Here is a 13,229-nt window from a genome sequence, read left to right on the forward strand (position 1 = left end):
GCACAGCCTAGTCCGAGCGCCCGAGATTGCGCACGGGCATTGTGACCCACGCGCAGTGGAGGCATCATCCGCCCGTGCTCGCGCTTCGCTCCATCGCTCCGCTCGCCTCTCTTCTCACCCTGACGGCCTGCGTCACCACCGCCCCCGCGCCCACCGCGCTGCCGGAGCCCGAGCCCATCGTGCTGGGGCTGGTCCGCGGCGCCGGCGAGGGCAGCGTGCCCGCGAGCGTGCGCCAGGCCCTGGTCGAGGCCCTGAAGGCCCGCAACCTGCCGGTGGTGAGCACCTGGGAGGGGGGCGCCGACGCCCCCCGGGCCACCGCCGGGCGCGTCGCCCGGCTGCGCGAGGCGGCCGCGGGGGTGGGCGCGCCGCACCTGCTCCTGGTCGAGGTCGAGCCGGCCTTCTACGCCCAGCTCGACGGCCGCTACCGGTGGACCGTCAGCGTCGAGGTCCGGGCAGGGGCCGGCGCGGACGAGGGCGCCCTCCAGGAGGAGAGCGCCACGCTGCCCGTCTTCCTGCGCTTCGACCACCAGCGAGAGGACGCGGCGCTCGAGGCCGCGGGCCCGGAGCTGCGCCGGGTGGCCATGCGAGCCCTCGATGCCTATCTGAGTGCTCGCTGACAACGACCGCCTCGAAAGGGAAGCCATGCCGACCCGGAACGCCATGTGGGATCGCCTCGGTGGCGATGTGGATCTCCTCGTCGTGGGAGGAGGCATCACCGGTGCGGGGATCGCCCGTGACGCGATCCGCCGGGGGCTCTCGGTGGCCCTGGTGGAGCAGCGGGACCTCGCCTACGGCACCAGCTCCCGCTCCTCGAAGCTGGTGCACGGCGGCCTGCGCTACCTCGAGCAGTACGAGTTCTCCCTCGTCTTCGAGGCGGTGAGCGAGCGGCGGATCCTCCTCGACATCGCCCCCCACATCGTCAACCCGCTGGGCTTCCTCTTCCCGATCTACGAGGGCTCGAGCCACGGCATGGGCACCATCGCCGCCGGCATGTGGCTCTACGAGGGCCTCTCCCTCTTCCGCTCGCCCAAGCGCCACCGGCGCCTCAAGCCGGCCGACCTGGCCCGGGAGGAGCCGCCCCTCACCCAGGAGGGCCTCAAGGGCGCGCCCCTCTACTACGACTGCTCCACCGACGACGCCCGCCTCACCCTGGAGACGGCCCTGGACGCCGCCGAGCAGGGGGCGACCATCGCCACCTGGGCGCGGGTGGAGTCCTTCCTCCGGGACGAGGGCGGCCGGATCGTGGGGGCCCGCGTCCGCGACACCCTCGGCGAGGAGGTGCGAGAGGTCCGCGCCCGGGCGGTGGTCAGCGCCACCGGGCCCTGGTGCGACGACCTGCGCCAGCTGGATCATCCCGAGACCCGGCCCCTCCTGCGGCCGACCAAGGGGATCCACCTCGTGGTCGCGCGAGAGGTCCTGCCGATCCAGCACGCGGTCGTCTGCTTCCACCCGGTGGACGACCGGGTGCTCTTCGCCATCCCCTGGGGCGACCGCACCTACGTCGGCACCACGGACACCGACTACGAGGGTCCTCCCGAGGACGTCGCGGCCGACGCCGACGACGTCGACTACCTGATCGAGGCGGCGGGCCGCTACTTCCCCGATCACCGTATCCAGCGAGAGGACATCATCTCCACCTGGGCAGGCCTGCGCCCCCTGATCAGCGGCGACACCCAGGAGGGGATCGACGAGTCGATGGTCAGCCGGGAGCACCAGATCGTGGTCGACCCCTCCGGGCTGATCACCATCGCCGGAGGCAAGCTGACGACCTATCGCCGCATGGCGGCCGAGGTGGTCGACGCCGCGGTGAACCTGATGCGGGTCACCGGCAAGCTCCCGGAGACCCTGGTGGCGGCCCAGACGGACGAGGTGCCCCTGCCCGGCGCGGTGGGCTGGCCCGAGGACGACGACCACGAGCGCGTCTCCCGGCAGGTGCTGGCCGCGAGCGGCGGCTACCTGGACAGCGTCACGTCGAGGCTCCTGGCCGACACGTATGGGATGCGGGGCCGGCAGGTGGCCCAGCGGATCAAGGCCGACCCCAGCCTGGCCTCCCCCCTGGTGGAGGGCCGGCCCGAGGTGATGGCCCAGGTCGACTTCGCCGTGGAGGAGGAGCTGGCCGCCACCGTCGAGGACGTCCTGGTCCGGCGCACCCAGCTCTTCTTCCGGGATCGCGACCAGGGCCTCGGGGCCGCCGAGGCCGTGGCGGGCCGGATGGGCCAGCTCCTGGGGTGGAGCGCCGAGGAGCGGCAGACCCGGATCGAGGCCTACCGCGCGGTGGTCGCCCTCTCGCGCCGCTGGCGCGAGGAGCCAGCCTAGATCCCGTTAGCTGCGCGGGCGCTTCTTCGGCGGGACCGGGGGAGCGCCGGAGGCGGTCGCGGCGGGGCCGCCCTCCTGCTTGATCTTCCACTCCTCCCAGAGGTTCACGATCAGGGAGACGGACTCGAGGGGCATCTCCTTGGAGAGGTGGCCGAACTCGTCGATCAGATCCCCGTAGAACTCCTGGTAGCGCAGGGGCGTGAAGTAGCGCAGCAGGGTCTCGCGGCCGGCGCTGTCGACGTCGAGGAACTCGACGCCCATGCCGACCAGGGTGCTGGACGACTCCAGCTCGGAGGTGTGGGCGATCTGGGCCTGCACCACGAGTGCCTGGTTGGGCAGGTCGAGCTCGACGAAGAGCTGGACGCCCGGCTTGAGCAGGAAGGTGCTGGCGACGAAGACGCCACCGAGCCCCAGGTTCGACGACATCGTGAAGGCCTCGAAGCGCAGGCCCCCCTGCTTGCCACCCTCGGGGATGAAGAGGCGGCAGGGAATCTCGATGTCGATGCGCTCGTATCTTCTTTGATCTCGGCTCACGGGGGGGTCGGTAGCACTCCTCCCCGGGAATGGGAATCACTCCGGCTTCCGCCGGGGGGCTACTCCAGCTTCTGGGCGCACTCGGCCCGGCGGGGATCCCGCTTGCAGCGGATCCGCCGCAGGAGCCGGAGCATGGTGGGGTCGTAGACCCCCGACTCGCGCAGGGCGATCCGCGAGCGCTGGAAGATGTCCTCGTAGCCGGCGATCGTCTCGGGCGTGGCGTCGATGAAGGCGGCGGCGGGGAGGTCCGCCTCCGACTTCCGCGGGTAGCGCAGGGTCTTCTCGAAGGCTCCGGCGGCGTACTTGCGGGAGCTCAGGGGGAAGTCCGCCGGCCACTCCACGTCGGTGCGGGCCACGATCTGGAGGGTGATCTGGGCGAGGGAGACCCGGAGGATGCCGCCCTTCTTCCCGACGCCCCGGAGCAGCTCGAGGGGGGCGATGGCCGTCACCGGGGAGTAGCAGGCGTCGGCCGAGCCGTTGTTGAAGATGCCCGAGAAGGTGGAGACCTCGGCGGGGACCGTCGAGGCGCCGATCAGCTCGACCATCTTCCGGGAGACGTCGTCGTAGGTCAGGGTGGCGATGCGCTTGCCGGCGATGGTGGCCAGGGTGGCGTGCTCGCGGTCCCGGAAGAGGAGGTAGAGGTGCCCCGCCGGGAAGATGGCCACCGTCTGGAACTTGCCGTCGACGAGCTTCTCGCCGGCCTTGGGGGAGGCCAGGAGCTTCACCAGCTCGCCCAGATCTTCGTAGTTCGGCAGCCCGCCGATGGCCTCGACGCTCCCCGAGAAGCGGTTGAAGCGGCGGGCCCGCGAGCCGGTCATCAGGGCGGCGTCGCAGCGCCCCGAGGAGAGCTCCTGGGTGGCGAGGGTCTCCTCGGTGCGGATCAGGAGCTCGAGGTCGAGGCCCCAGGCCGCGGCGGCGGCGCGATAGTCGGCGGCGATCCGGTAGTAGTCCCCGGCCTTGCCGGCGGGGTCGAAGACGCAGAGGCGGCGCTTCATCGGGGGGCCGCCCTCGGCCAGGGCCGCGCCGGCGGGGAGGAGCGCGAGGAGTAGAGCCAGGAGGAGCCCCGTCTTCCATCGGGTCGGGCGAGTTCGCATGAGGTCCCCGAGCATAGCCCGTTTCGACGGTCGCCCCCGCTCGCTATTCCCCCGGCGTCAGGCGCGCCGCCCGCGCGCGCGCCTCGCGAGCGGCGCGCGCCTCGCCCCGGAGCGCGTGGATCTCGGCCAGCTCGATCAGGTGCGGCGCGGTGGGGCGGCGGGCCACGGCCTCCCGGGCGAGGGCGAGGGCGCGGTCCCGGGCCGCCGCGGCCTCGTCCAGCCGGCCGAGCCCGGCCAGGGCCAGGGCGCGCAGGCGGGTCCAGTCGGCGCGCTCCGGGCGCCGCGCCAGCTCGCCGTCGATTCGCTCGAGGGCCCGGGCGTGCTCGCCCTGCTCGAGTTGCAACTCGACGAGCGCCCGGTCGAGCACCTCGGTGGGGCCCAGCGCGGCGAGGCCCCGCTCGAGCACCTCGCCGGCCGCCCGGAGCTCTCCGCCGGCGCTGCGGAGGCGCGCCAGCGAGAGGAAGCGGTCCGGGGTGGGGGCGAGCGCGGCGGCGCGCTCCCTCGCCGCGAGGGCCCCCGCCCGGTCACCCCGCCGGAGGAGGAGGCGGGCCCGGGCGTCCTCGGCTGCGGCGCTGCTGCGGCCGGCGGCGTCGGCCCGGGCGAAGGCCCGCAGCGCCTCGTCGTCGCGCCCGAGGGCCTCGGCGACCATCGCCCGCTCCAGCGCCAGGCGATCGTCCTCCAAGCCGGCGGCCCGCGCGGCGCCGAGGGCCGCGTCCGCCTCCTGCAGCCGGCCGGCCTCGCGCAGCAGCCGCACCCGCTCGCGGTGCGCCGGGAGGTCCCGGGGGTCGACCGAGAGCCGGGCCTCGAGGCGGGCCAGGCGCTGACCGAGCCCCTCGTGGGCCCGGGCTGGAGCCGCGGCGGCGAGGAGCGCGGCGAGGAGGAGGAGGAGGCGGGCAGCGGTCATGGTCGGGGACGAGTAGAGCAGAAGAGCGGGCGAGGGGGCAGCGCGGCTCCTTGACGCCGGGTGATCGGGGCTCCTACCTTCGAATGGTGCGAGGGAGGGGAAAGAGCAGCCGCCGGCGCGGCACCCGGAGCGCGGCGGCCGCCGCGGCGCTGCTGCTGGTGATGGCGGCGAGCGGATCGTGCGAGTGCGGTGCGCCCTCGGGGATCGTCGACGTCTGCAGCGGCGACGACTCGGGTCCTCCCTTCCTCTCCACCGACATCCTCCTGGTGATCGACAACTCCGCCTCGATGCTGGAGGAGCAGGAGAAGGTGGCCAACGAGCTCTCCACCTTCGTGCAGTCCCTGGTCCGCGGGCCGGTGGACAACGACTTCCAGGTGGGCGTGATCACCACCGGCGTCAGCCTGAACTACCGGACCTGCGACCCGCGCAGCGCGACCACCCTCCAGCGCTACCCCGAGCAGAGCGGCCGGCTGCAGTTCGGCAAGCTCGCCGACGGCAGCCGCGATCCTGCGAGCATCCGCCGGATCCTCGGCGGCGACGACGTCGATCTGGTCGAGCAGCTGGAGCGGCTGGTGCAGCAGGGCACCAACGGCTCGGGTGAGGAGATGGGGCTCGAGGCCATCCGCCTGGCCCTCTCCGCGCCGCTGATCGACGAGGACGCCTCCGCCGATCCTCCGGGCAACGCGGGCTTCCTGCGGCCGGGCGCCCGGCTGCTGGTGGTCGTGGTCTCCGATGAGGACGACTGCTCGGATCCCACGGGGGAGGCCGTGGCCCTCGAGCCGATCTGCGGCGGGGACTGCACCAGCGACGCCGAGTGTGGCGGGCCGGGCAACTACTGCATCGTCGACGGGACGGGCGCCCGGAAGTGCTCGACCAATCACTGCGAGACGACCCCCGGTCGCAACGCCCTGGAGCCCGTGCGCGACTACGTCGACTTCCTCCAGAACCTCGACGACGGCACCGGCAGCGGCCGGACGCGCGAGGCCTACCTGGCGGTCATCGGCGCCGTCTCGGCCGCCGGGGACCCCGAGCGCTGCGCGTCGGGCACCGACGAGGCGCAGGGGGTGGGGGAGCGCTACGCCGAGGCCGTCAGCCTGATGGGCAACAAGGGCTACATCGGCTCGATCTGCGACGACAGCTACCACGAGAGCTTGAGCATCATCGCCGGCCTGATCTCGGCGGCTCAGGTCCTCGACCTCCCGGTCGATCCGGGCTCCGGTCACCTGATCCAGGTCGAGCTCACCCGGGCGAACGGCGAGGTCGTGCGCTGCCTGCAGGGGGAGGGCTTCACCTACGAGGCCTCCAGCGGAGAGGCTCCGGCGCGGCTGCGGATGGAGGGTCGGTGCGAGCTGCTCTCCACCGATCAGATCCGGCTCGAGTACGTCTGCGCGTCTTAGGAATCGGGGGGAGTTCCACTCCCCCCGAACCCCCCAGCTCGGGCTCAGTCGTCGTCGGGGTCGGGGGTCGCCTCGGGCTCGTCCATCTCGAGGACGTTGAAGACGCCCCGCCGGTTCTTGGCCCGGCCGATGGCCGTGGTGTTGTCGGCGATGGGGCGCTCCTCGCCGAAGCCCCGGGAGCTCAGCCGGTCCGCCGAGACCTTCTGCTCGACGAGGTAGCGCACGATCGTCTGCGCCCGGCGGCGCGAGAGGTCGAGGTTGAAGGCGTCGTTGCCCTGGCTGTCGGTGTGGCCGTCGACCTGGACGTGCTTCAGCTCGGGGTGATCGTGGAGGATCCGGGCCACGGCGTTCAGCACGGGGTTGGAGTCGGCCCGCAGCGTGGCCCGGCCCGAGTCGAAGCGGATGGCGCCCAGCAGGACGATGCGGCCGGCCTGGTAGATGGCGAGCGCGCCCTCCGGGACGCAGCCCTTGTGGCTGGCGGTCCCGAAGGTGCGGGGGCACTCGTCCTCGAAGTCGGGGATCGCGTCCTCGTCGGTGTCGGGGCAGCCCTCGAACTGCACGAGGCCGGGCACCCGGGGACAGGCGTCGACCCGGTCGGGGACCCCGTCCCGGTCCACGTCGCACTCGGCCTGCATCGGCGCGGGTGAGACGTCGGCCCGGTAGGAGAAGAGGGCCATCACCCGCAGCGCCTCCCGGCCGAAGCCCGACTCGAGGGTCAGCCCGCGGCCGAGCCCCACGCGCAGCTCCCAGGCCCCGGCCGGCCGGGCGCGCAGGCCCACGAAGAGCTCGAGGGGGGACTTGAGGGCGTCCGCGTCGGCGAAGGTGAAGGGCGCCCGCGCCGGGGTGGCGAGGAGCACCTCGCCGAGGAGCTCGGGGGCCAGGGAGCGCAGCAGGGGCAGCGACCAGGCGACCCCGGCGGCCGCCAGCAGCTCGTCCCCCTGATAGAGGTTGAGGTAGCGGCCCGGCTCGGTGCGGAAGCGGTAGCCCGCGCTGACCACCAGCCGCAGGGCCTCGGTCGGGTCGAGCTCGGCCTCGATCGTCGGGCTGATCGCGTAGCCCCGCTCGCCGAAGAAGCTCTCGGTCTCGCCGGTCAGGCCCCGGAGCTCGAGGGTGGCGGCGAGGCCCCAGCGGCGCCCCTCCCGGGCCATGAGGTGGACGCGCCCCAGGAGGCGCAGGTCACCGATGCCCATGGTGTCGGGCTCGACGTCGGTGAAGCTCACCCGGTCCCGCAGATCGTCGAAGCCGTGGGCCTGGTAGAGGACCAGGGGGAGCTCCGCCGCCAGCTCCACCCGGGGGCTGGGGGCGTAGGCGGCCGCCAGCCGGAGCTGGTACTGCCGCCGGACGAGGTTGCCGATCTTCTCCTCGCCGATCTTGATGGCCATCAGCCCCTCGGCGAGGTCGAGCCCGACCGAGAGGTGGTAGCGGCCGGCGAGGGGCGGGGCGAGGCCGGAGAGGGTGAGGAAGGCGTCGCCGCCCAGGCCGGGCTTGAAGCTCTGGGCGTCGAGGCCGCGCTCGGGTCCGAGGCCGGCGGCCTGGGCCGCGGCCCGGCCCGGCGCCCAGCAGAGCGCGAGCAGGGCGGCGCCGAGCGCCAGCGCGCGAGCACCCGGGGCACGAAGCCCCCCGATGAGCTGGTAGCCCCTCCGCATCGTGAACAGGTCCAGACTAGCCCCCCTGCGGGTCCGGGGCGAGATCTTCAGGGGGTCTCCGGCCAGTCGTGGCGGGGATAGCGTCCCCGCAGCTCCCGGCGCACCTGCGGATAGTGGCGGCTCCAGAAGCCCGGCAGGTCCTGGGTGATCTGCACCGGCCGCCCGTTGGGGGCGAGGAGGTGGAGCTGGAGGGGCAGGCGCCCCTCGGCCAGGGTGGGGGTCTCCTTCAGGCCGAAGAAGTCCTGCAGCCGCGAGGCGAGGTAGGGCCGCTGCCCCCGGGCGTAGCGGATGCGCACCTTCTGGCGGCGGGGCAGCGCCATGGACTCGGGCAGCCACCTCGCCAGCTTCGCCCGCGCCGGCCCGGGGATCCGCGCCTCGAGGGTGCGCACCCAGTCGCGGCGCTGCAGCTCGGAGAAGCTACGGGCACCGACGCAGGCGGCCTCGACGAAGCGCCAGAGGCCCTCCTCGGAGAGCTCGGGGAGCTCCAGCGCCGGGTCCAGCTCGTGGAGCAGCTCCAGGCGGCCGAGGAGGGACTCGAGGCCCTCGGGATCGCCGAGGGCGGCGAGGCCACGCTCACGCAGGGCGGCGGCGAGGAGGTGGGCGGTCTCGGGTTGCTCCTCGGCCGGCACCCGGCTCTCGGTCAGCACGATCAGCCCGTAGCGCAGGCGGGAGAAGGCCTCGACCCGATCCCCGCCCTCGTTCCAGCTCACCTCGATCGACTCGACCAGGCCCTCGGGATCGACCTCGATCAGCCAGTCCGGCTCGATGGCGCTGGCGAGGTGCAGGCGGGGCGAGCGCCCCTGGCCGCCCTCCCGCCGGGCCTCGAGGGCCACGATCAGCGGGGCCTCCCGCACGATGGTGGTGGGGCCGGCGACCACCTCCCCCCCGTCGGCGAGGACGAAGCGCTCCGAGCGGGGGGCGCGCCTTCCGGCGACCCGATCGGGCCAGCCGGCGAGGAGGGCGCGCTGCAGCCGCGCGGAGCTCTCCGGGCTCGCGCCGCGCTCCTCTCGCTCGACGCCCAGGCGACGGCGCAGGTTGCCGGCCACGCGCCAGACCGAGCGGCTGCGCCCGCCGTCCAGCCCGAGGGCGCGCAGCCGGTGGCCCGCGAAGCCGGATCCGGCCGCGGCCTCCAGCCGCTCGAGGCGGTCCAGGGGATCGGAGCTGCCGGTGGGGAGGGCGCCGGAGTCGCCCCAGGGGGCGCGGGCGAGCAGGTCCCGCTCGGAGAGGAGCGCCACGAGGGCGCAGCCCCGGTGGGCCTCGCCCACCTCCCGGCAGTGGTGGAGGACCGCGGAGAGGCGCGGGGGCAGGGGCCAGCCCACGGCCTGGCGGCCGGCGGGCGTGAGCGCGTGCTCCCCCTCGAGGAGGCCCAGGTGGCGCAGGAGCGCGCCGGCGTGCTCCCAGGTCTCGGCGGGGGGCGGGGTGAGGAAGGGGAGCTCCTCGAGGCCGAGGTCGAAGCCGCCGAGGGTCAGGCGCAGCTCGGTCAGATCCTGCCGGGCGATCTCCGGGGGGTCCTGCGCCAGGCGGGCGCGGGCGTCGTGCTCGGTGAAGAGGCGCAGGCAGCGGCCGGGCCCCAGCCGGCCCGCGCGCCCGGCGCGCTGGGTGAGGGACGCGCGGGAGACCTTCCGCTCCTCCAGGCGGGGCAGCCCGCTCCAGGGATCGAAGCCCGGCATCCGGGCCAGGCCCGAGTCGATGACCGCCACCACCCCCGGCACGGTGATGCTGCTCTCGGCCACGTTCGTGGAGAGGATGATCCGGGGCCGCCCGGTGGGCTCCAGCGCCGCGTCCTGCTCCCTCGCCGAGAGCTCGCCGTGGAGGCGGGCGACCTCCAGCCTGCCCTCCCTCGTCAGGGGCTCGAGGTCCCGGGCGCAGGCGGCGATGGCGCCGGCCCCCGGGAGGAAGCAGAGGATCTGGCCCCCCGCCTCGCCGAGGCCCTCTCGCAGGAGGCGGCGGGCGGCGCGCACCACCAGCTCGGGCAGGCGCCGCTCCTCCTCGCGCTCGAGGTGCTCCACCTCGACCGGGTGGGCCCGGCCGGTGGTCCGGAAGACCTCGACCCGGGGCCAGAGGGGCGAGAGATCGAGGCCCTCGAGGGTGGCCGAGAGCACGCCCAGGATCAGCTCCGGGCGCTCGGTGGCCTGCAGCCGGGTGAGGAGGGCCAGGCCGAGATCGGCGTGGAGGTTGCGCTCGTGGAACTCGTCGAGGAGGACCGCGGCCACGCCCTCGAGGTGCGGATCCTCCAGGAGGTGGCGGGTCAAGAGCGCCTCGGTCAGGTAGCGGACCCGGGTGCGCTTGCTCACCTTCCGCTCGAAGCGGATCTCGTAGCCGATGCGCTCGCCCACCGGCTCACCCAGGAGGCTGGCGACCCGCCGGGCCGAGAGGCGGGCGGCGAGGCGGCGCGGCTCCAGGACCCAGACCTCACCCTGCAGCGCCGTGGCCAGGGCCCAGGGCAGGCGGGTGGTCTTGCCCGAGCCGGTGGGGGCGTCGAGGACCAGCTGCCCCGATCGGCGGGCCACCTCGACGATGGCCTCGAGGTGGGCGTCGATGGGCAGGCTCTCTCCCCGCTGGAAACCGAAGGCGCTCACGGTCGAGGGGCAGCCTCGCACCAAGGGCGCCGGGAAGGCCAGCGCGCGTTGACGCTGGGGCGAGGCGTGCATTAACTGCTACCGGAACCCAACACGGAGACCTCCAACGATGAACGCTGCCGCCACCGCTCCCGTCGACGCCCTCAAGGCCGAGGGCTACCGCTCGGTCTTCTCCATCGTCGAGGGCTGGGCCTGGTGCCCGCACTGCGGCCTCAAGCGGGAGGTCTCCGAGTTCCAGCCCATCAAGAGCGTCGCCGGTGCGAGCGACGACGCGGCGGGCTGGCACGCCGTCTCCTGCACGCGCTGTCACGCCCGCGGCCTGCTCAGCGCGGAGAAGCACGACTGAACCGGCTCCTGCTGGAGGCCGGGGAGCTGGACGAGTCCGGGGAGGTCCTCCTCCGGGGGCGCCGCGCCCTCCACCTGCGCAAGGTGCTGAAGGTCGAGGCCGGTCAGCGCGTGCGGGCCGGGTTGCTGGGCGGTCCCCTGGGCGCCGGGTGGATCGTCGCCCTGGAGGGAGAGGGCGTGCGCCTTCGCTTCGAGGCCGAGGGTGAGGCGCCCGCGCCGCCCGAGCTCTCCCTGGTCCTGGCGCTCCCCCGGCCGAAGGTCCTCTCGCGGGTGTTGCAGGCGGCGGCGAGCTTCGGCCTGCGGCGGATCGATCTGGTCAACGCCTGGAAGGTCGAGAAGAGCTACTTCGACTCCCCCCGCCTGGCCCCCGCGCGGCTGCGCGAGGATCTGATCGCCGGCTGCGAGCAGGGCGCGCACACCTGGCTGCCCGAGCTCGCCGTGCACCGCCGCTTCCTCGGCTACCTCGAGGGGCTGCCCCCGCCCGGCGGCGAGGCGCGGGTCTTCGCCCAGATCGGCTCGGCGCGGAGCCTGGGAGCGGTCTTGCCCGCGGCCGGGGCCGTCTCCCTCCTGGTGGGACCCGAGGGTGGCCTCCTCGCCAGCGAGGAGGAGAGCCTGCACGAGGCGGGCTTCCGGGGCTTCGCCCTGGGCACGCCCGTCCTGGCCGTGCCGGTGGCGGTGGCGGTCGCCCTGGGTCAGGTCGCGCTCCTGCGGGGGCCGGGTTCTGTCCCCGAGCCCGGAAGCAGGGCTATTCTGTAGAACGACGCCCGGCACCATGAGCAGCAAGTTCGAAGCCTGGACCGATCCCGAGTCCACCTCCCACGGAGGCAGCGAGAAGGCTCCCGCCCGGCATCGCCCCGCGCCGCGACCGCACCTGCTGCGCCAGACGGAAGGACCGGGGGCGCCGCGCGAGCTGAGGCTGGATGGCCCCGAGCTCCTCATCGGCCGGGCGGTGGGGGTCGACCTCCACGTCGACGCCCCGGACGTCTCCCGGATGCACGCCAAGGTCTTCCGCTACGGCTTCGACTTCGCGGTGCGCGATCTCGGCAGCCGCAACGGCGTGCTGCTCAACGGCATGCGCGTCTCCTCGGCGGTGCTGCGGGACGGCGACCTCATCCGGGTCGGCCCCGCGGTCTTCATGTACCTCGAGGGCGGCTGAGCTCCCGCGCCCGGGCCTCGTCCTCCGGCGGGACGTAGATCCGGCGGATGGTCGCCGCCTCGGCGTAGCGGTCGAAGAGGGGGGTGTAGGTGTCCACCGGCACCTCGCCTCCGGGGGTCCGCACGAAGAGGCCCCGGGAGCCGGGCAGGTAGCGGGAGACCGTCGAGCTCGACTCGCTCTCGAGGGTCGAGATCCCGGCCGCGGTGAGGACGGCGGCGACCTCCTCGAAGCGAGGGTCGTCCCCCGACTGCTCCTCGTAGACGGTGCGGTAGCCCTGCCGCTTCACGATCCGCCGGGCCCACTCGTCCGGCGAGGCGCGCAGCACCCCGTAGAGGTCGATGTCGTCGGTCTCGAGGAAGGCCGCGGCCGTCTGCGGCACCTGGTAGGCCCCCTCGGCGGTGAGGAAGTAGCGGCGGAGCATCTCGTCGTAGGCCACCGAGGCGCGGTGGAAGTAGACGGCGAGGAACATGTGGTAGCGCGAGAGGAGGAAGTCCTCGAAGGCGAAGATGGCGCGCCGGTCGAGGGCGAGGTACGCGGCGTCGCCCTGCACCGTCAGGCCGAGGTTCGAGAGCAGCCAGGTCAGGTCGAACTGGCCGTAGGTCACCCCGGCGTAGAGGGAGTCCCTCCGCAGGTAGTCCATCCGGTCGGCGTCGAGCTCGGAGGCGACCATCTGCCGCAGCAGCGGCTTGTAGTCGATGCCGCCGTGGACGAAGGCTCCGATGGCCTCCGGCGGATCGCCGCCGAGGAGGGTGAGGACCTCGGCCGCCCCCGGGCCCTCCGGGAAGAGCGCCTCGAGCCGCTCGGCGAAGGCGCCGTCGAGGAAGAGGAGGCGGGTGTAGTCCTCGTGGGTGGCCCGGCGGCCGGGGTCGTCCACCGCCCAGGAGGGCAGGCCGAGGGTGGAGAGCATCGGCAGGGCGAACTCGGAGGTGTGGGAGAGGGGAGGGTGCCCCAGGTCGTGGGAGAGCACCGCCAGGCGCAGGGCCTGACGGAAGCGCTGCTGGACCTCGGAGGGCAGCCCGGTCTCCCGGCCGAAGACCTGATCGAAGAGCAGCCCGCTGACGTGCATCGCGCCGACGACGTGGACGAAGCGGGTGTGGGTCGCGCCGGGGAAGGCGACGTCCGAGAAGCCGAGCTGCTTGATGTGGCGCAGGCGCTGGAAGGCCCGGGTGTCGAGGAGCCTCCGCTCGGCCGGGCTGATGCCGATGGCGCCGTGGATGGGGTCCCGGATGTGCATCGTGGGGCGGATTCTACTGCAGGG

At 73.9% G+C, this 13,229-nt stretch carries 12 protein-coding genes; 6 read left to right on the plus strand and 6 right to left on the minus strand.

Going from position 1 to position 13,229, the window contains the following annotated elements:
- The first annotated feature begins 74 nt into the window (after positions 1 to 74).
- Entirely contained in the window at positions 75 to 617 is a 543-nt protein-coding gene (locus tag P1V51_02370) for a hypothetical protein (protein MDF1561858.1), read from the plus strand.
- Positions 618 to 642: 25 nt separating this feature from the next.
- Positions 643 to 2,316 carry a glycerol-3-phosphate dehydrogenase gene (gene glpD, locus P1V51_02375; protein ID MDF1561859.1) on the plus strand — a complete coding sequence of 558 codons (1,674 nt, stop codon included), beginning with the start codon at positions 643 to 645 and terminating at the stop codon, positions 2,314 to 2,316.
- 6 nt (positions 2,317 to 2,322) lie between these two features.
- Here glpD and P1V51_02380 read toward each other — a convergent pair whose 3' ends face one another.
- From P1V51_02380 to P1V51_02390, 3 genes are read right to left on the minus strand one after another with little or no spacing between them, the layout of a single operon-like run.
- Positions 2,323 to 2,850: a PilZ domain-containing protein gene (locus tag P1V51_02380; protein MDF1561860.1), complete on the minus strand. Its 528-nt coding sequence runs from the start codon at positions 2,848 to 2,850 to the stop codon at positions 2,323 to 2,325.
- Positions 2,851 to 2,909: 59 nt separating this feature from the next.
- Complete coding sequence (locus tag P1V51_02385; GenBank protein MDF1561861.1) at positions 2,910 to 3,944, minus strand: DUF6091 family protein; 1,035 nt, start codon at positions 3,942 to 3,944, stop codon at positions 2,910 to 2,912.
- 43 nt (positions 3,945 to 3,987) lie between these two features.
- Positions 3,988 to 4,848, minus strand: a complete 861-nt coding sequence (locus tag P1V51_02390; GenBank protein MDF1561862.1) for a hypothetical protein — start codon at positions 4,846 to 4,848, stop codon at positions 3,988 to 3,990.
- 83 nt (positions 4,849 to 4,931) lie between these two features.
- Here P1V51_02390 and P1V51_02395 point away from each other — a divergent pair, with 83 nt between their 5' ends.
- Entirely contained in the window at positions 4,932 to 6,245 is a 1,314-nt protein-coding gene (locus P1V51_02395; protein ID MDF1561863.1) for a hypothetical protein, read from the plus strand.
- Between the two features lie 44 nt (positions 6,246 to 6,289).
- Here P1V51_02395 and P1V51_02400 read toward each other — a convergent pair whose 3' ends face one another.
- Both P1V51_02400 and hrpB read right to left on the minus strand, forming a co-directional pair.
- Positions 6,290 to 7,891, minus strand: a complete 1,602-nt coding sequence (locus P1V51_02400; protein ID MDF1561864.1) for an OmpA family protein — start codon at positions 7,889 to 7,891, stop codon at positions 6,290 to 6,292.
- 47 nt (positions 7,892 to 7,938) lie between these two features.
- On the minus strand, positions 7,939 to 10,470 hold the full coding sequence (gene hrpB / locus P1V51_02405; protein MDF1561865.1) for an ATP-dependent helicase HrpB: 2,532 nt from the start codon (positions 10,468 to 10,470) through the stop codon (positions 7,939 to 7,941).
- Between the two features lie 109 nt (positions 10,471 to 10,579).
- On the opposite strand from hrpB, the gene P1V51_02410 reads away from it, so the two are divergent.
- From P1V51_02410 to P1V51_02420, 3 genes are read left to right on the plus strand one after another with little or no spacing between them, the layout of a single operon-like run.
- Positions 10,580 to 10,816, plus strand: a complete 237-nt coding sequence (locus P1V51_02410) for a hypothetical protein (protein MDF1561866.1) — start codon at positions 10,580 to 10,582, stop codon at positions 10,814 to 10,816.
- Between the two features lie 26 nt (positions 10,817 to 10,842).
- Entirely contained in the window at positions 10,843 to 11,571 is a 729-nt protein-coding gene (locus P1V51_02415) for an RsmE family RNA methyltransferase (GenBank protein MDF1561867.1), read from the plus strand.
- Positions 11,572 to 11,587: 16 nt separating this feature from the next.
- Entirely contained in the window at positions 11,588 to 11,971 is a 384-nt protein-coding gene (locus P1V51_02420; protein ID MDF1561868.1) for an FHA domain-containing protein, read from the plus strand.
- Here P1V51_02420 and P1V51_02425 read toward each other — a convergent pair.
- Entirely contained in the window at positions 11,949 to 13,205 is a 1,257-nt protein-coding gene (locus P1V51_02425; GenBank protein MDF1561869.1) for an HD domain-containing protein, read from the minus strand. The genes P1V51_02420 and P1V51_02425 overlap by 23 nt on opposite strands.
- Positions 13,206 to 13,229: the final 24 nt, after the last annotated feature.

This window comes from Deltaproteobacteria bacterium, assembly GCA_029210625.1.
Lineage (GTDB): Bacteria > Myxococcota > Myxococcia > SLRQ01 > SLRQ01 > JARGFU01.